This is a genomic window from Cobetia sp. 5-11-6-3 (assembly GCF_013374055.1).
GTDB lineage: Bacteria > Pseudomonadota > Gammaproteobacteria > Pseudomonadales > Halomonadaceae > Cobetia > Cobetia marina.
Map to the genome: position 1 here is coordinate 114,572 of NZ_BLWJ01000004.1, position 18,460 is coordinate 133,031.

General features: G+C 61.3%; 17 protein-coding genes. 6 read left to right on the forward strand and 11 right to left on the reverse strand.

Features of this window, described 5'->3' with window-relative positions; translation table 11 throughout:
• Positions 1–20 precede the first annotated feature (20 nt).
• The 3 genes from HXS66_RS08560 (at position 21) to HXS66_RS08570 (ending at position 5,871) form a co-directional block, all read left to right on the forward strand.
• Positions 21–1,004, forward strand: a complete 984-nt coding sequence (locus HXS66_RS08560; protein WP_217622094.1) for a TAXI family TRAP transporter solute-binding subunit — start codon at positions 21–23, stop codon at positions 1,002–1,004.
• A gap of 462 nt (positions 1,005–1,466) precedes the next feature.
• On the forward strand, positions 1,467–4,049 hold the full coding sequence (locus tag HXS66_RS08565; protein WP_127735429.1) for a TRAP transporter permease: 2,583 nt from the start codon (positions 1,467–1,469) through the stop codon (positions 4,047–4,049).
• 421 nt (positions 4,050–4,470) lie between these two features.
• Complete coding sequence (locus tag HXS66_RS08570) at positions 4,471–5,871, forward strand: PhoH family protein (protein ID WP_077376418.1); 1,401 nt, start codon at positions 4,471–4,473, stop codon at positions 5,869–5,871.
• Positions 5,872–6,014: 143 nt separating this feature from the next.
• On the opposite strand, the gene HXS66_RS08575 is transcribed toward HXS66_RS08570, so the two are convergent.
• Positions 6,015–6,980: a DNA-binding protein gene (locus HXS66_RS08575; protein WP_084208682.1), complete on the reverse strand. Its 966-nt coding sequence runs from the start codon at positions 6,978–6,980 to the stop codon at positions 6,015–6,017.
• 328 nt (positions 6,981–7,308) lie between these two features.
• Between HXS66_RS08575 and HXS66_RS08580 the strand changes: the two genes are divergently transcribed.
• Together HXS66_RS08580 and HXS66_RS08585 are read left to right on the forward strand one after the other, a co-directional pair.
• Positions 7,309–8,577, forward strand: a complete 1,269-nt coding sequence (locus HXS66_RS08580; protein ID WP_255303169.1) for a site-specific integrase — start codon at positions 7,309–7,311, stop codon at positions 8,575–8,577.
• 112 nt (positions 8,578–8,689) lie between these two features.
• Complete coding sequence (locus tag HXS66_RS08585) at positions 8,690–9,121, forward strand: SufE family protein (protein ID WP_084208681.1); 432 nt, start codon at positions 8,690–8,692, stop codon at positions 9,119–9,121.
• Positions 9,122–9,276: 155 nt separating this feature from the next.
• On the opposite strand, the gene HXS66_RS08590 is transcribed toward HXS66_RS08585, so the two are convergent.
• The 9 genes from HXS66_RS08590 to HXS66_RS08630 form a co-directional block, all read right to left on the reverse strand.
• Positions 9,277–9,987 carry an RES family NAD+ phosphorylase gene (locus tag HXS66_RS08590; protein ID WP_240499520.1) on the reverse strand — a complete coding sequence of 237 codons (711 nt, stop codon included), beginning with the start codon at positions 9,985–9,987 and terminating at the stop codon, positions 9,277–9,279.
• On the reverse strand, positions 9,984–10,385 hold the full coding sequence (locus HXS66_RS08595; protein ID WP_176503301.1) for an MbcA/ParS/Xre antitoxin family protein: 402 nt from the start codon (positions 10,383–10,385) through the stop codon (positions 9,984–9,986). Before HXS66_RS08595 ends, HXS66_RS08590 begins: the two co-directional genes overlap by 4 nt.
• A 112-nt stretch (positions 10,386–10,497) precedes the next feature.
• Positions 10,498–10,773, reverse strand: coding sequence for a membrane protein insertion efficiency factor YidD (yidD, locus tag HXS66_RS08600; protein WP_205632688.1), 276 nt, complete (start codon positions 10,771–10,773; stop codon positions 10,498–10,500).
• A 67-nt stretch (positions 10,774–10,840) separates the two neighbouring features.
• Complete coding sequence (hisI, locus tag HXS66_RS08605) at positions 10,841–11,287, reverse strand: phosphoribosyl-AMP cyclohydrolase (protein WP_373996124.1); 447 nt, start codon at positions 11,285–11,287, stop codon at positions 10,841–10,843.
• Between the two features lie 123 nt (positions 11,288–11,410).
• Positions 11,411–12,235, reverse strand: a complete 825-nt coding sequence (locus HXS66_RS08610; protein WP_077376406.1) for a metal ABC transporter permease — start codon at positions 12,233–12,235, stop codon at positions 11,411–11,413.
• Positions 12,236–12,313: 78 nt separating this feature from the next.
• A complete protein-coding gene (locus HXS66_RS08615) occupies positions 12,314–13,144 on the reverse strand; it encodes a metal ABC transporter ATP-binding protein (RefSeq protein ID WP_077376403.1) in 831 nt (276 codons plus the stop codon).
• A 112-nt stretch (positions 13,145–13,256) separates the two neighbouring features.
• On the reverse strand, positions 13,257–14,390 hold the full coding sequence (locus HXS66_RS08620; protein WP_176503302.1) for a metal ABC transporter solute-binding protein, Zn/Mn family: 1,134 nt from the start codon (positions 14,388–14,390) through the stop codon (positions 13,257–13,259).
• A 77-nt stretch (positions 14,391–14,467) separates the two neighbouring features.
• Complete coding sequence (locus HXS66_RS08625; RefSeq protein WP_077376398.1) at positions 14,468–15,805, reverse strand: dihydroorotase; 1,338 nt, start codon at positions 15,803–15,805, stop codon at positions 14,468–14,470.
• A 59-nt stretch (positions 15,806–15,864) separates the two neighbouring features.
• Complete coding sequence (locus HXS66_RS08630; protein WP_084208678.1) at positions 15,865–16,332, reverse strand: Fur family transcriptional regulator; 468 nt, start codon at positions 16,330–16,332, stop codon at positions 15,865–15,867.
• A gap of 266 nt (positions 16,333–16,598) precedes the next feature.
• On the opposite strand from HXS66_RS08630, the gene HXS66_RS08635 reads away from it, so the two are divergent.
• Complete coding sequence (locus HXS66_RS08635) at positions 16,599–17,369, forward strand: DUF1826 domain-containing protein (protein WP_176503303.1); 771 nt, start codon at positions 16,599–16,601, stop codon at positions 17,367–17,369.
• Between the two features lie 74 nt (positions 17,370–17,443).
• Here the strand turns inward: HXS66_RS08635 and HXS66_RS08640 are convergent, their stop codons facing one another.
• Positions 17,444–18,460 (reverse strand): alpha-L-glutamate ligase-like protein, encoded by a 1,017-nt coding sequence (locus HXS66_RS08640; protein ID WP_240499519.1) that lies wholly within the window; start codon positions 18,458–18,460, stop codon positions 17,444–17,446.

Genomic DNA, 18,460 nt, shown 5'->3' on the forward strand with positions numbered 1-18,460 from the left:
AAGGGAGTTTCAAGATGACCATGATCAAGAAGTCGTTGACAGCGGCGGTCGCGACCGCAGGTCTTGGCCTGATGGGGATCTCCGGTGGCGCCAGCGCCGCGGAGCAGACCTTCGTGACCATCGGCACCGGCGGTGTCACCGGCGTCTACTATCCGGCCGGTGGTGCCATCTGCCGCCTCGTGAATCGTGGCAAGGCGGAACACGGCATTCGTTGCAGCGTCGAGTCCACGGGGGGTTCAGGCTACAACCTGAACAGCATTCGTACCGGTGAGCTGGACATGGGCGTCGCTCAGTCAGATGCCCACTACAACGCCTATGAAGGCGAGGGTGACTTCGCGGACTTCGGCCCCAACAAGGAACTGCGCTCCCTGTTCTCCCTGCACCCGGAACCGTTCACCGTCGTTGCCCGCAAGGACAGTGGCGTGACCGAGTTCGATCAGCTGGAAGGCAAGCGCATGAACATCGGCAACCCGGGTTCCGGTCAGCGCTCCACCATCGACACCCTGCTGTCTTCCCAGGACAAGGACACCAGCGTCTACTCGGTGGCATCCGAGCTCAAGGCTTCTGAGATGTCCTCCGCGCTGTGCGACAACAAGATCGACGGCTACGTCTATGTCGTGGGTCACCCGTCCGGTTCCATCAAGGAAGCCACCACCACCTGTGACGCGACTCTGGTCAACGTCACCGGCGACGCGGTCACCAAGCTGGTCGACGAGAAGCCGTACTTCTCGGTCGCCACCATCCCGGGCGGCATGTATCGCGGCAACGATGACGACGTCACCACCTTCGGGGTGCGCGCCACCATCGTGTCCAGCACCGAAGTGGAAGATCGTGTCGCCTACGAGGTGGTCAAGGCCGTGTTCGACAACTTCGATCAGTTCCAGCGTCTGCACCCGGCCTTCCAGGTGCTGAACAAGGAAGAGATGGTCAGTGCATCGCTGACAGCTCCGCTGCACGATGGCGCCAAGCAGTACTACAAGGAAGCGGGCCTGCTGAGCGAGTGATGCGGTTGACTCGCTTGCCTGTCGCAGGCTGACCAGGCTTCACCACGGAGACCGCACATGTTGCGGTCTCCGTGCTTGTGCAGGAACCGTTGTAAAGACCTCACCTTCGTGACTCGTCGTCCTCATGAGTCGCAGCTCCTGCATGGCCAATGGATGGCTGCCGCCGGCGGGTCTGGTGATGCAGCAAGGCGCATGATCCATCCCTGTCGGTCTGAGCGGTGAGCAGGTGGGAAAGGTGGTACCCCGAGCGTCGCTCGGCGCTGAGTCAGGAAATATCGTCCTGATTCAGCCAATTAATGGAAACATCCGTCAGGCCGGACATACTGAAGATGTAACCTGCTTGATAAGCATGTGGCTGTGCAGCGTCATCCTGGGTCGGGAACATGGCGGGTAGACGTAGATGCCGTTTCCTGATGATGCCTGCCAGTCATCGCCTGACTCGCGTTGATCGGATCATAAAAAATGACCAAAACTCAATCTTCACCGCCGTCCTCTGCGCCTGGCGCCGAGACGGATCATGATGCAGAAGTGCAGAAGATGCTCGAATCGGAGGTCGGCGGGCGTCATCCGGAAGGCTTCGTGGGGCGCCATTTCATGTGGTTGATCCCGCTTGCCTGGTCTCTTTTCCAGCTCTATCACGCCTCGCCCTTGTCGCTGCTGAACTCCGACACCGCGCGAGCCGTCCATCTCTGCTTCGCCATCTCGCTGGCGTTCGTGGCCTATCCCGCTTACAAGGGCGCGCCCGCCAATCGTATTCCTCTGTATGACTGGGCGTTGGCGATATTCGCCGTGGCGGGCGTGGCCTACGTGCTCATCTTCAGTGACGAACTGGCGCGACGAGCGGGTGCCTATACCACGACGGACCTCGTGTTCTCGGGCATCGGCCTCCTGTTGCTGCTGGAAGCGACCCGTCGCGCGCTCGGGCCGCCGCTTGCGGTCGTCGCCACCGTCTTCCTGCTCTACAGTCTGTTTGGCGCCTACATGCCCGATGTCATCGCGCATGCCGGGGCCAGTCTCAACAAGCTTCTGGGGCATCAGTGGCTGACCACGGAAGGGGTCTTCGGTGTCGCGCTGGGTGTCTCCACCGACTTCGTCTTCCTGTTCGTGCTGTTCGGCGCCTTGCTTGAACGCGCCGGTGCCGGCAACTACTTCATCCGCATGGCCTTCTCGATGCTCGGTCACATGCGCGGCGGACCAGCCAAGGCTGCCGTGGTGGCGTCTGGCCTGTCGGGGATCATTTCCGGCTCTTCCATCGCCAACGTCGTGACCACCGGGACCTTCACCATCCCGTTGATGAAGAAGGTCGGCTTCCCTGGCACCAAGGCAGGCGCCGTCGAGGTGGCAGCCTCCACCAACGGCCAGCTGACACCTCCGATCATGGGCGCTGCCGCCTTCCTGATGGTGGAATATGTCGGCATCCCCTATCTGGATGTCATCAAGCATGCCTTGTTGCCTGCACTGATCTCCTATATCGCGCTGATCTACATCGTGCACCTGGAAGCGTGCAAGGCCGGCATGGAAGGCCTCAAGCGGACGCACAAGACCAGCCTGATGGCTTCGATGCTGACCTTCCTGACCGTCTTCATCGGCATGGGCGTGCTCACGCTGGTGGTCTATTACGGTATCGGCTGGATCAAGGGTCTGGCGGGTGATGGTGCGGTCTATATCGTGCTGCCGCTGCTGCTGGCGTCCTATGTCGGCCTGATCGCCTATTCCGCCTGCTTCCCTCCGCTGGAGGAAGGGGACATCGATGAATTGCCGCCGGTGGGTCCGACGGTCAAGGTTGGTCTCTATTTCCTGCTGCCGGTCGTGGTGCTGGTGTGGTGTCTGACCGTCGAGCGCATGTCGCCGGGGCTTTCCGCCTTCTGGGCGGTGCTGTTCATGATCTTCATCACCGTGACCCAGCGCCCATTGGTCGCGATCTTCCGCAAGGAAGGCAATCTGGGGGGGGCAACCCAGCGTGGCGGTGAGGACCTGTTTCATGGTCTGGTCATCGGTGCCAAGAACATGATCGGGATCGGTGTCGCCACGGCGGCGGCCGGTATCGTGGTCGGTACCGTGACCCTGACCGGGCTCGGGCTCAAGATGACGGCATTCGTCGAGTTCATCTCGGCAGGCAACCTGATGCTGATCCTGATCTTCACTGCCGTGATCAGTCTGATTCTGGGCATGGGGCTTCCCACCACGGCCAACTACATCGTGGTCTCCACGCTGATGGCGCCGGTCATCGTCAATCTGGGCGCCGAGAATGGCCTGATCGTGCCGCTGATCGCCGTGCACCTGTTCGTGTTCTACTTCGGGATACTGGCAGATGACACGCCACCGGTGGGTCTGGCCGCCTTCGCGGCGGCGGCCATCGCCAAGTCAGACCCGATCAAGACCGGTATCCAGGGCTTCACCTATGACATCCGCACCGCGATCCTGCCCTTCATGTTCATCTTCAACACCAACCTGTTGCTGATGAACATCGATAGCTACTGGCATCTGGCGATCACCATCGCCTCGGCGGTCGCGGCCATGCTGGTCTTCGCGGCGGCCACGCAAGGTTATTGGCTGACGCGTACCCGCTGGTACGAGACCATCGGTCTTCTGCTGATCACCTTCACGCTGTTCCGTCCGGGCTATTGGTGGGACATGGTCTATCCGCCAGTCATCATGGCGGCTCCGCAGCAGATCGAGACCCTGATGGAGGAGGCACCGGTCGACAGCAAGCTGCCGATTCATGTGTCAGGCATCAATCTGGATGGCGATGAGGTCTCCAAGACCGTGCTGCTGCCGGTGTCGGATGCCGACAGTGGCGAAGCGCGCCTGAGCGATGTCGGTCTGACGCTGGATATCAGCGACAAGCAGGTGCTGGTCAGCATGGTGGAATACGGTAGCGTGGCACAGCAGGCCGGTATCGATTTCGATTTCACCATCGATGGCATCCAGCAGACCGCTGAACGTCCACCGAAGGAAATCGCGATGCTGCCAGCCATCGTGCTGTTGTGGTTGATCGGCTGGTTGCAGGTGCGCCGTCGCCGTCGCGAAAGCGTCACTGCCTGATGCTTCGGGGTCTGGACGATCGAGACCCGTGACATTGCGCACCCGCCAATGAAAAACCGCCCCTGACATCGTCAGGGGCGGTTTTTTTCATCTGTCCTTCCGCAGCGCTCCTGGCGACGCGGTTGTCTGACGATCTGCGGCAGGGGATGTCTGGCAAATGAAATCTGGCAAATGAAAAGTGGAGAGAGTCCAGTGGCTGCGTGCTCATGGCTGCACGAGATGCTCGGCAGGAAGGCCGGCAACATGGCCGTGACGAACAGCAGATGAGAGTGCGGCCAGCAGAGCCGGGGACAGATTATGCGCCTGCGTTGCGTGACCTGTCAGCACCCTGTGCGTGAAATCGAGCGCCAAATTGAAACATCCTCGACATATTCAGCGTGATAGCTTCAAAGGGCACACCCCAACGGAAGGCATGTCGCCAATGGTAAGAGTCGAGAAGCAGTCCCGTCGTCTGTACGTCCTCGATACCAACGTGCTGATACACGACCCCTCCGCCATCTTCCAGTTTGACGAGCACGATGTCGTCATTCCGATGACGGTGCTGGAGGAGCTGGACAAGCACAAGAATGGCCACAAGGAAATTGCCCACACTGCTCGTCAGATCAGTCGCACCCTGTCTGATCTCACCGCCGACATCACACCACAGGAGATTCTGCGCGGTATTCCACTGCCGGGCTCGTTGAATGGCGCCGGCAATCTTCATTTTCTCTCCGGTAGCATCGATCAGAGCGAGGCAAGCGCCGACAACCGCATTCTTGCCGAGACACGCAGTCTCGCGGCGCGCAGTCAGGATGCATCCGTCATCCTGGTGACCAAGGACATCAATCTGCGCATCAAGGCAGCGGCACTGGGCATGGCCGTCGAGGACTATCTGACGGATCGCGCCTTCAGTGACAGCGATGCCATGATCGAGGGCGTGAAGCTCTATCACGAGGCTGGGCCTGACGGTCAGGGCGTATGGGATGACCTGCAGGTGGATGTCACCGTCAGTCGCGAGAATCATCGCACCTTCTACACCCTCGCCGGCCAGATGCCCAAGGACTGGTATCCGGGAATGTTGATCGCGGATTGTGATCGTGGTGCCAGCTTCGAGGCCATCGTGCGCGAGCTGGACAATGATCACGCCTGCCTTGAGGTATTGCAGGATTTCCGCAACGAGCGTAGCGCCTGGGGCGTCAATGCCCATGACAGTCGCCAGAATTTCGCGCTCAATCTGTTGATGGATGAGAGCGTCGACATGGTCTCGATTGCCGGGAGTGCCGGGACAGGCAAGACCTACATGACCCTGGCGGCGGCATTTGAGCAGACTCTGGAGAAGAAACGCTTCGAACGTATCATCTTCACGCGCGCGCCGATCGCCATGGGGGAAGAGATCGGCTTTCTCCCCGGGACCGAGGAAGAGAAGATGTCGCCGTGGATGGGCGCCTTCCACGACAACATGGACAATCTGCTGCGCAAGGAAGGCGAGGGCACCAGCGCGTGGAACGAGGAGGCCACCCGTGCCTGGATTGGCAACCGTGTCCAGATTCGCTCGCCGTCCTTCATGCGGGGGCGAACCCTCAGCGACACCTTCCTGATCATCGATGAGGCCCAGAACCTGACACCGAAACAATTGAAAGGGCTGTTGACCCGGGCTGGTGCCAACACCAAGGTCGTGCTGCTGGGCAATGTCGGGCAGATCGATACGCCCTATCTGACGGCCAATACCTGTGGTCTCGCGGTGGCAGTGCAACGCTTCGCCAATTGGCCGCATGCCGGTCACGTCACGCTCAAGTGTGTCGAGCGTTCGCGTCTGGCACTGGTGGCGGAAGAACTGCTGTAGATTTCTCGACAGCGGTGAGCATGGTATGACGTGAGTCCTGAGGTGCGGGAACGCGCTATCCTCCAAACGAAACGCCACCCTTGAGGGTGGCGTCTTTCATTGGTGTGAGTGTTGCAGCAACCTCAGCAGACGTTGCAGGAACATCAACACACAAAGGGAGGAAGCGGCGCGAAGGCCAGGCGCTCCTTGAGCAACTTGTTTTCATGCGTGATCTGGCTCAGCTGTGCCTCCAGACGGGATTGTTCCGCCATGGACTGCTCCAGTTGAGAGCGCAGATCCTTTAGCTCCACATCGCGCTGCTGTCGTAGCGTGGTTTCCTCGAAGCGACGACGCTCCTCTTCCTGAAGCAACTTCCGCTGCTCCGCCGTCTGGGCATCCAGGCGTTCCACGCGCTTCTCGAGCTGCTCGTGGCGGCGGCGATGCTGCTTGTCCAGCTCCTGCTTCTCCAGGCGCGCATCATCGAGCAGCTTCATCAGGCGCGTCTCACTGGCCTCGTGTCGAGACTCTTCCTGCGCCAGGCGCTCCTTGAATTCGCTTTCCTGTTGCTGCACCAGCTGCTGATGGCGCTCATGGTCATGCTCGCGTGTCCGCTCGAGTGCGGTGACATCTTCCTGGGCAAGCGTCAGGCGTTTCTCGAGCTTCTCCTGCAATTGCTGCCATTGTTCGCGCTCACTGGTCAAGGTCGCCAGTGTCTGCACGCGCTCCTCGAGACGCGCCTGTACTCCCGCCAGTTGCTCCGTGAGTGCACTGAGCCGCTGCTCCGCATCCTCTGCGCGCCGCTGTGACTGTGCCTCGGCCTCACGGGCTGCCTCGGCCTGGCGATCAGCTTCCTGCCGATAGTGCGCCAGGCTCTCGTTGGCCAGAGACTGGGCTTCACTCCATACCGTGGCCAGTGTCTCCGTCAGACTATCCGGCATCGCCTGGGTCAGAGGCTCATCACGTTTCTCGGCGCGACGTTGGCGCCATTCGCGCAGATGATCGCTGATGGTGGTGAAGCTGCCGGTCCCCAGCACTTCCCGAATCTTCTGCACGCTGGGCGCTTCACCACGTGCCATCAAGGATTCTATCGCTCGTTGTACATCCTCGTACTGGACGCCAATGCGCGCCATGGGAATCTCCGTCCGTATTCTGAAGTTGATGCTCAGCGGCCATTACGCCACGAAGTGACGTTCACTACCACTCCATTGGTCAGGATTCTGCGTGATATGCACAAGAAATCTTCCCTGTGCTCTCGCGGGCTCCCCTTTAGGCAGGCTTCTGGCCGCTTAGCGTCATTGTAGCGGCTCGTCTGCTTGGGATAAAGATAATTACATATTACGTAATACGTAACTTACGTTACCCTTGGTGGTCATAATTCATGATTACGCGCCTTATCTTGAATTATCATGGCCGTAACGTCACAATCAGCCCCCAGGCAACGCGACAGGAGTCGAGACAGTGGAGAAGGGCGCACACGGTGGCATGGCCGCGTTGATCGGCCGCCTTGAGGGCGAGCTGGCCAATACCGCCAGCACTGCAGCTGTCACGCAGAGTGGCAATGCTGCACTCATCAAGGCGCAGACGGACATTGAGGCCGTGGCGGCGTGGCTCAATGAATATCGCCACAGCCCGCAGACCCTGCGCGCCTATCGCAAGGAAGCAGAGCGTCTGCTTCTGTGGCTAAGGGCGGAAGGTGAGCAGGGGAGAGGCGCCGCCCTGGCAAGTCTGGATCGTGAGCGGCTCGAGCACTTCGAGGCCTTTCTGGCCAATCCTCAGCCAGTGGAGGTCTGGATTGGCAGTGTGCGTGCCCGCAGGCACCCCGAGTGGCGACCCTTTCGCGGGCCGCTGGCTCCGGCCAGCCGCCGCCAGAGTCTGGTGATCCTGCAGGGGCTTTATGCCTGGTTGATCGAGGCTGGCTATCTGACGCGCAATCCTTTCCGGCTGATGCGTGACAAGCGGCGCATGGACAATCGTACGCCGCGCATCGAGCGCTATCTGGAGCGTCCGCTATGGGGTTGGTTGTGGGGGCGTATCGAGGCGCGCTGTGATGCGGTGCGTTGTCACGTACCGACAGCCGGCAGCGCCTCTCTCGAGCGCGAGGTGTCGCGGGAGCGATTCATCGCGGAGCGCCAGCGGTTTCTGTTCGCGTTTGCCTACCTGATGGCGCCGCGTATCGCCGAGATGGCCGCCGCGAGAATGGGGGATATCATCAAGCGGGAAGGCCAGTGGTGGTGGCGAGTGATAGGCAAGGGCGCCAAGCTGGCCGAGATCCCGCTGCCGCCCCCGATGCTCGAGGCCCTGGTGCGCTGGCGACGCCTGCGTGGACTGAGTGACTTGCCGCAGGCACTGCCCGCTGATGAGTCACTGCCCCTGCTCGCGCGGTTGGATGGCACGACCCCTCTGGGCGACAATCAGCTCTACCGGTTGATCAAGCAGACGTTTACCCAGGCCGCCCACGACATGCGCCAGCGAACGGAGCGCCCCGGCGACGCCAGTGAGCTGATGGCACGCACGCTCGACCAGGCAAGCCCGCACTGGCTGCGTCACACCGCCATTACCCATCAGGCACAGGCCGGGGTAGAGCTGCGTTTCCTGTCTCGCTCCGCCAGACACTCACGGCTGGATACCACCTCTCGCTACCTGCATGCCGAAGACGGCGAGTGGCAGCAGCAGATGGCAAGGCACTCGCTGGCGACGACGACGGCTACCCCTGAGGAGGAGGCGTGACTGCTGGCATGGCGCCAGGCTTCACGCCTCCCGTGCGTCCGTCGGAGTCAGGCGTTATCATGGCCGACAGCATATTTTCAGCCACTCTTCAGTGACATCATCGGGAGTCAGCATGAGCGACGCGCAACAAGCGCAGGCGGAACTGGTCGAGGAATTCAGCTTCTTCGACAATTGGATGGACCGCTATCAGTACATCATCGACATGGGCAAGGCGCTACCGGAGTACCCGGAAGAGTTGAAGGGGCCTGAGACCAAGATCGACGGCTGCCAGTCCAATGTCTGGATTCATCCTGACGTACGTGGTGAAGGCAGCGAGCAGCGTCTGCACTTCCAGGCCACCTCGGATGCGGCCATCGTGGCAGGCCTGATCGCCGTGGTGCTGCGCATCTACAACGACCGGACGCCGCAGGAAATCGTCGCCACTCAGCCGACCTTCCTCGCTGAGCTCGGCCTCGACAAGCACCTGTCGCCGACACGCTCCAATGGCCTGCATGCAATGCTCAAGCGCATCTACGGTGTTGCCGAGCTGCACGCCAACGCCTGACGCCTGGCGAGAAAAGAGGCCTGACGATAACCAAGGCGCCCGCCATGCCGATCGAGATGTCTCGAGAGGCCTGGCGGGCGTCTTTGTCATTGCGATTGTCATTGCAATGACGCGCTGACTGGACCCAGCGGGAGGTTCGCAGTGTCGTCACAGGCTCAGCGGTGCTCCTTGACCTCCAGCACATGCGTCATGGCCTGTTGCTGACCATCCCAGACGTAGCGCAGGTGGGGGCCCTGGATGGGGATGCTGACCGCCGGTGGACGCAGGATGGCCGCGCATTCGGCATCGGGCTCAACCTTGGCATGGCGGACGCTGGGGTAGAGCAGACCATGGCTGCCGGTATCTCTCATCTTCGCCGCGAAAGCCTGGCCGGCCGGGTAGCTGGCCGTGTCCGGCTGGCATAGCTCGGCGTATCCCTGGCGAATGTCGTGCAAGGGTTGCGTCACGCGATTGACGTAACTGCGCATCGTCATTTCCTGGCTGGGTTGCGCGGTATCAGCCAGAAAGCGTGCCATGTGAAAGCGGGTTTCGCTGATGGCGGTGTCCAGGCTACTGGCGCAGTAGTAGACGCCGAAGCTGCCATCGGTGAAGCGTGATGCGCGGCCGATGTGCGTGAAGGCCGCCATCACCGGTGTGGAGCCCGGCCCGCTGATGCGATCCTCGGGTGCGACACGGTTCAGCTCGCCGGCCTCCTCGCGCAGGCGATCATTGGTCAGCGCCTCGATGGCAAACGCCATCTCCAGCTCATCAGGTTCGAGAATATCCTCGAACACCGAGATGGGCGGGAAGGCGCTGGAGATGACGCGCCAGGCGTTCTGCCAGTCAGGCAGTGTCAGGGCAGGTTGGGGCAGGGCGCTCATGCTCATCCACGCACTCCGTCGAGATAACGACGGGTGTCGGCCAGTGATACCACCTGCCCGGCCAGCATGTAGTCGAGCGCGCTCTGCCCATTGAAGGGAGCGGCGCGATTGGGGCGGCGCACCCATTCATGGGCCATTTCAGGCGTGTTGCTGAACAGGATGCGCAACGCCTTGTGAATCCCCATCACGTAGGAGATACGCTCCAGGGTGTCATTGGGCAGGCGGACTTCCGGCAGCTTGCGGTACTTGTGATAGGTGGTGGTGCCGATGCCGCCGAGCAGCACGCGTTGATCGGCAGCGCTGCATTGCCATTTCTCCATGATGTTGAAGAAAGACTTGAGGGCAACGCGACCCGCGCTGGGGCTGGTCGGGGACACACGATCGATGGCGGTTGCGGTGGACATGGCGCTCTCCTGCTGACTGACGATGGCATCGCACATGACGCCTTTCACATGTGAAGTATATCACGACTTCACTTCACATGCGTAAATCAGCTCGCAGGAGCGTGCGACACCATCAGGGCGTGGGGCCTGAGTCGCGGTCATTGCCCGCGCAGCAGTCTGACGATGACTCCTTGCGTGGCGGCACGGGGTCCACTCCTCCGGGGCCACCGAGGGGATGGCAGCGTGACAGGCGTCTGGCTGTCAGCCAGCACCCCTTGAGCGGCCCATGCACCTTGATGGCCTCGAGGCCATAACTGGAGCAGCTGGGATAGAAGCGACAACGCGGCCCCAGCAGCGGGCTGAGCACCAGCTGATAGCCGCGCAGCAGGCCGGTGAGCAGGCGCGTCATGCCAGCCGTCATAGCGCGCGACAGCGAGCCGCGAGCAGGGCGGGAATCGGGGTCTCGTTGACCTGACTCAGGCGTTGCCATACAGCGTGTCGGGATCAATGATCGGTGCATCGGTGATCTCTGCGCCTTCGGCGTCAAGGCGCCAGTAGAAGCAGCTCTTGCGTCCGGTATGGCAGGCAGGGCCGGTCTGATCGACCTTGACCAGCAGGGTGTCACCGTCGCAGTCAAGGTGGGTGCTGACCAGATGCTGCTGCTGACCGGAGCTTTCGCCCTTGCGCCACAGCTTGCTGCGCGAGCGCGAGAAGTAGCACACGCGTCCCGTGGTCAGCGTCTCGCGCAACGCCTCGGCATTCATCCACGCCATCATCAGTATCTCGCCGCTGTCATGCTGCTGGGCGATGGCAGGAATCAACCCGTCGCCATTCCACGGCAGGGCAGCCATCAGGGTGTCCAGCGCGACCTTTTCGCCGACCTGTGCATTTTCCAGCGACTTGAGCAGTCCATCCTGTGCCATTGAATCCATATCCTTGCAGAAGCTGTATCGAAGACTGGCCCCGTCGCGACGTTCACTGCGCAGGTTGCAGCGTTTCGGTTCGGAGGCCAGATCTCAAGAAGTCTCAGTGTAACAAGCCGCGACTCAGCGGCGCAGACCGCCACGGGCGCTACGCCAGATCAGCGAGACCAGATAGGCGATCCCCGCCACCAGTACGATGGTGGCACCGGCAGGCAGATCGAACTGCCAGGAAAGCGCCAGACCACCGGTGGTGAAGGCCATGGCCGCCAGACTCGCGATCACGATCATCATGCCCAGTGAGCGCGCATGATGACCGGCAAGCGCGGCTGGCAGTGACAGCAATGCCAGCACCATGATCAGCCCGACGGCCTGCAGCAACAGCACCACGGTGATGGCGACCAGCACCAGCAACAGCAGATAGAGCGTCTTGACCGGCACTCCTCGCAGGCGAGCGAACTCTTCATCGAAGATCACGGCCGTCAGAGGACGGTGCACGACCAGCAGCACCAGTGCCAGCCCACCCACCATCCAGGCCAGGGTGCCGATGGCGTCCGCGGGCACCAGTAGCAGATTGCCGAACAGATAGCTCATCAGATCGACCTTGTAACCCGGTGTCTGACTGATGAAGAGGATGCCGGTGGCCATGCCGATGGCCCACAGCGCACCGATGACGGTGTCTTCCTGATCAAACCCCTTGAGGCTGATATAGCCGATCAGCAATGCCGCGAGGATGGCACTGATGAATGCACCGACGAGCGGGCTGGCCCCCATGAAGTAGGCGATCCCCATGCCGGCAAGCACCGTGTGGGCGATGCCGCCTGCCAGATAGCCGATGCGGCGTACCACGACATAGGGGCCGACCAGGCCCGCCGCGAGGCTTGCCAACAGGCCGGCGAAGAGGGCGTTCTGAAGAAAGTCCTGGCTGCCCAGGGCGGTGATGAAATTCATGTGTTGTAAGCCTAGAGCGCGGGGCAGGCGCCGTGAAAGAAATGAAACCCGCCAGGCAGCCTGTCACGGGCCACCGTATCAATGATGGTGATGAATCATCTGGACGTGTTCACCGTAGAGCCGCTCGATCGATTCGGCGGTCAGCGTCTCGGTATCATGGACGATCATCTTGCGGTTGAGGCAGGCCACCCGATCGACATAATCACTGATAAAGCCGAGATCATGACTGATCACCACGACGCTCATGCGATTGGCCAGCCGATTGAACAGCTCGAACAATGAACGCTCACCATCGCTGTCGACGCTCGCGGTGGGCTCATCCAGCAACAGCAATTGCGGCTCGGCCGCCAGTGCCCGGGCTATCAGGACACGCTGCAGCTGACCGCCGGAGAGGGCATCGATATGCCGACGGCGCAGATGACCGATACCGACTTCCTCCAGCACCGCACCGATCGCCTCACGATCCGCGCGTGGCCAGGGGCCCCATTGACGCTTGCGTCCCTGGCGTCCCATCAGCACGACGTCTTCCACCCGGATCGGAAAGCGCTTCACGAAATTGGCGAACTGTGGCACATAGCCGATATGGCGTGCGGCAGATTGGGGAGTGCGCCCCAGCACTCGGACACACCCAGCTGCCGGCTTGTGAAGGCCAAGCACCAGCTTGAGCAAGGTGCTCTTGCCGCCTCCATTGGGGCCGATCAGCCCCACGATCTCGCGGGCGCCGACCTGGAAGTCGACATCGTCGAGAATGACCTGCTCACCATAACGAAAGGTCACGCCGCGAATATCGATGGCATCCGGTGCATCCGCCGGGACCGGGCGAAATACCGGACCGACACTGCGCCCGGTGGCTGGTGCATCCGGATGGCTGTCCGGGCGCCGGCGCGCGACGGAGATGGGGCTGGCCATGACGAGAGGTACCTCTTTGCAACGCAGACGGGCGCGTGAGCGCCCGTCTGACTTTTTTATGGGGCAGAGCATTGTGCAAGATCATGCCGCATGCGCAATACCTGGCCAGAAATTACTGACTGTCGGTCCGCTCGAAGCCTGCTTTCAGTGCTTCGGTGGCACGCTTTAGATTCTCGAGATAGTCCTCGGCCAACGGGTCCAGCACGGCGACTTCGGCATCCAGCGAGCTGGCGATGCGCTTGGCGGCCGTCTGGGAGAATTGTCCCGAGACGAAGATGGTGCCGATGTTCTCATCCTTGGCACGTGTGACCAGAGTGGCCATCTCGCGTGGTGTAGGCTCACGACCACTGACTTCAATGGCATGCTGCGCGAGTGAGTAGCGATCCGCGAAGTAGCCGAAGCTGGGGTGGAAGATCAGGAAGTTGCGACCCTTGTAAGGTGCCAGCGCCTGCGCGATCTGCGTGTCCAGCGTATTCAGGGTCTTGAGCAGCCGCTGCTCATTGGCATCGATTTCACCGGCATGTTCAGGCAGCTGGGCTTCCAATACCTTGGCAGTGCGCTCGACGACGGTCTGCATTCGCTGCGGATCCAGCCAGAGATGAGGGTCGGCTTCGCCGAGGTCTTCATGCTCATCATGGCCCGCGTGCTCGTCATGATCCGCGTGGTCTTGATGGCCGTGCTCGTCATGATCTGCGTGGTCTTGATGGCCGTGCTCGTCATGCTCTGCATGGTCCTCATGCTCATCATGGCCCGCATGCTCGTCATGGCCGGAGCCGTGATCATGATGATGAGCGTCTTCACTGCCGAAATGGCGCGTGTTGAGACCCTCTTCCAGATGCACGACCTGCATCTCGGTATTGTTCTTCTCGAGACGCGGCAACCAGACCTGCTCGAAGGGTACGCCGATGGCGAGATAGAGGGGAACCGTCGACAACTCGGCCACCTGGCGGGGGGTCGGATCATAGGTGTGCGGGCTGTTGCCCGGCTTGACCAGCGTCGTGATCTCGACATGATCCCCGGCCAGCTGATCGACCATCCACTCGATGGGCGGCACGCTGACGGCGACATGCAGTGGCGCACTGTCTTCGGCTTGCGCGTTGGGGGCCGCCAGAACGGCAAGCGCACCCAGCACGCTCAACGGCAGGCTACGCGCGGCCCGCGAACCCAGCGTGCGCTGGATCCGGGACAGCAGCTTTTCGCAGAACACTTGGCGAGAGGCCAGGGGAGAGCCCGCATGCATACTCATGACACCACTTCCTTCTGATAGTGATCACGGCATGATGCGGGCAAGGCGTGCCGAAGATCGACACGCCATGACCACCATCAGCCGCGGTTGAACGAGAGACGCTGGCCGTTGGCCACCGGGTTGACGGTCTTGCCGTCATAGGCTTTCACGCCATTGACGAAGGTCGCATCGATGCGTGCCTTGAAGGTCACGCCATCGAAGGGGCTCCAGCCACACTTGTAGAGCACGTTGTCACGGGTGACGCTGGTCTCGCCATTCAGGTCGACCAGCACGAGATCCGCGAACGCCCCTTCACGGATATAGCCGCGATCGACGATGGAGAAGCGATCCGCGACGTTGTGGCTGGTCTTCTGCACCAGGGTTTCCAGGTCGTAGATGCCGTCCTGAACCTGATCCAGCAGTGACAGCAGGGCATGCTGCACCAGCGGCAGACCGGAAGGCGCCTTGAAGTAGGGGTTCTGCTTCTCTTCCCAGGTATGCGGCGCGTGGTCAGTGGCAATGATGTCGATGCGACCATCCATCACGGCGGCACGCAGGGCGGCACGGTCTTCGGCGGTCTTCACGGCCGGGTTGCACTTGATCAGGCTGCCACGCGTGTCGTAATCGGCATCGCTGAACCACAGGTGATGCGCGCAGACCTCGGCGGTGATCTGCTTGCCAGCCATCGGGCCCGGCTTGAACAGCGCCATCTCTTCAGCGGTGGTCAGGTGCAGGACGTGCAGCTGGGTGCCGTTGCGAGTGGCCAGGTCGATCGCCAGGCGTGAGCTCTTGATGCAGGCCTCGCGAGAGCGGATCAGACCGTGCTCGGAGAAGGGCACGTCTTCCCCGAAACGCTCACGCCAGCGCGCCTCGTTCTCCAGAATCATCGGAGTGTCTTCGCAATGCGTGACGATGGGCGTCGGAGCATGCTTGAAGATACCTTCGAGAATCTCCGGATCATCGACCAGCATGTTGCCGGTCGAGGCACCCATGAAGATCTTGATGCCGCAGGTCTGATTCGGATCCAGCGTCTTGATCGCTTCCAGGTTGTCGTTGCTAGCACCCAGATAGAAGGCGTGGTTGGCATGCGCACGACCCGCCGCGACGGCGAACTTGGCTTCCAGCGCATCGCTGTCCAGGGTGGCCGGCTTGACGTTGGGCATGTCGAAGAAGGTCGTGATGCCCCCGGCGACGGCGGCGGCCGACTCGGTGGCGATATTGCCCTTGGCGGTCAGGCCGGGCTCACGGAAATGCACCTGATCATCAATCATGCCCGGCAGCAGATGGCGGCCGGCAGCATCGATCACTTCACGCGCGTCCAGATGTGAGAGATCACTGCCGATGGCATGGATACGCCCGTCCTTGATGCCCACATCCAGAGTGGAAATGGTGCCTTCATTGACGACCTGTGCCTGCGAAATGCGGATGTCCAGCATGTGACGTCCTCCGTGGGAAGCAAATGTTATATCGTATCAAAAGCGCTCGCAAGCGCCATTCACTGAGCGGTTTCTACCATGTCAGCGACCTGAGAGGCGCATTTCTGGCAACGCCCCTCAAGTTCGACAGTCTGGCGTTCGATCGTGAAACCATGGCGATCTGCACTGGCGAGAAGGCGAGTGCCAAGATCATCGTCGTGCATCTCCTCGACTCTCCCGCAACCACGGCAGATCAACAGCTGGAAACCGTGCTGATGCTCGGGACAGTGGCAGGCAAGGAAGGCATTGAGCGATTCGATGCGATGGACGAGGCCTTGTTCGATCAGGAAATCCAGCGCGCGATAGATCGTGGGCGGGCGGGCGGCACCGTGTTCCTTGGCAAGCTGATCCAAAAGGTCGTATGCCTTGAGTGCGCCATGACTGTTGGCGATCAATTCCAGCACACGTCGCCGGATCGGGGTGAAACGCACGCCACGCTTCAGGCATTGGCGTTCAGCCTGGTCGATCAGCGAAAGTTGCTCGGGCATGAAGAATCCTGGGTGTCGGGAATTCTGAGGATCGAGAATCCGGGATGACGAGAGGCCAGTGACACGTTGAGAGTGAATCAGATCAGCGTGTTACCTCAATGAACAGACTCTTATTCTAGGGCATTTGGGCGGTCTCGGGCCATATGCAGACTCAGGCTTGTCAGATAGCGGCAAGGTAGGGCGCTGTCACTGCACAGTAAAGACATGTTATAACATAACAATACTAAGCGTGATTTCCTTCTTGCCTACCCACCGAGGCGCTTACCATGCACTCGATCACTCCGATCACTCCGATCACTCCGATCACTCCGATCACTCCGATCACTCCGATCACTTCTCATGACACACCATCGGCTTCCCGGCCTGCGAAGGGCGGCAGGCTGGCCCAGTCAGCTGTCACGGCGAGCGGTTCGAAAGATTCGGCAACACCACACTGGCACATCGGCGAGCAGGCGCTGGATCTCGGGGAGATCTTTCGCCCGGAGGTGACGCTGGCCGTGATGCAGCGCCGCATCGATGCGGCATTGAAAATGGCGGTCAAGGCTCAGTCCTCGGGTGCCTACCCGCTGCGCATGCGCTGGCGCGGGCCTATCAATGACCTGCGTGAGGCGCTGGAGCGCTACCTTCCCGCACCGGATGCCGGGGCTGCGCTGATAGAGGATATCTATGTGCTGGGAGAGGCCATCGGCGAGCTGTTCGACGTGCAGGATATCGGCATGCGGCTGGAAATGACCCAGAGCGCCATGTGCCCACGCTTTCATGTGGATCGCATTCCGGTCCGGTTGGTGACGACCTATGAGGGTCCCGGAACGCAATGGTTGCCGGAGCAGGCCGCCGATCGCCTGGCTCTGGGGCATGGCGTTGCCGGACACCGGGACATCTGTCGGGACCCGGAACAGATTCGGGAGCTGCGCCCGGGAAGCCTGGCCTTGCTCAAGGGAGAATGCTGGCCCGGCAATGAGGGGCATGGTCTGATCCATCGCTCGCCAGTCGTGCCGACCGGCAGCCGTCTGATGCTGAGCATGGACCCCGGTTGAGGGGCTCGTCCCGCGAACGCAAACGCCCCGTGACACTCGCGTGTCACGGGGCGTTGTTCTCTGCGGTCACGCCATCATTCAGGAATGGGGGCCATTCCGACGTTGGCCACGTCTTCCTTGCTGCGCGCGAAGTGCTTGCGGGCGAAGGCTACCCGTTCCGCGACAGGCACGCCATCGGGTTGACGCTCGATCAGCTCGAGACGCTTGCGCAGTCCTTCGCCATTGGCCATCTGGATGGCGAGGCCCGGTCGGGCATTGAGCTCGAGCAGCATCGGACCATGACGCCGGTCAAGCACCATGTCCGTGCCCAGATAGCCCAGCCCCGTCATCTCGTAACACCCCGAGGCCAGTTCGAGCAGGGTGTCCCACTGGGGTACCTTGAGCGAGAAGATGTCATGTCCCGTATCGGGGTGGGCGAACTGCGGGCGATCATACTGCACGCCGCGCACGGCCCAGCCTGACCCGATATCCAGCCCGACACCGACCGCCCCCTGGTGGAGGTTGGCCTTGCCATCCGAGGCCGCCGTCGACAGGCGCATCATCGCCATCACGGGATAACCCTTGAAGACGATGACCCGAATGTCGGGAACGCCTTCATAGGTGAACTCGGCGAAGGCCTGATCGAAGGAAATCAAGCCTTCGACCAGCGCCACATCCGGTGATCCGCCCAGCGAATAAAGTCCTGACAGGATGTTGGAGACGTGGCGCTCCATGTCGGCACGCGTGATGCGCGCGCCGCTGGGCTTCACATACTCTTCGCCATCATGGTGCTCGATGACGAGGATCCCCTTGCCGCCAGAGCCCTTGGCCGGCTTGATCACGAAACCTGCGTGATCGCGCACCATGTCGACGACCCGCTCGACCTCGAACTGGCTGGCGACCTTGCCGATCATCTCCGGCGAGGCCAGACCGTACTTCTGACACAGCAGCTTGGTCTGCAGCTTGTCATCCACCAGCGGGTAGAGGCGGCGGTCGTTGTACTTCGAGATATAGCCGATGTTGCGGCGATTCATGCCGACAACCCCCCGGGCACGCAGGGCGCCCGGTGTGGTCCAGTTGCGCGACCAGCGATTCATCCATGACGCGAGCAT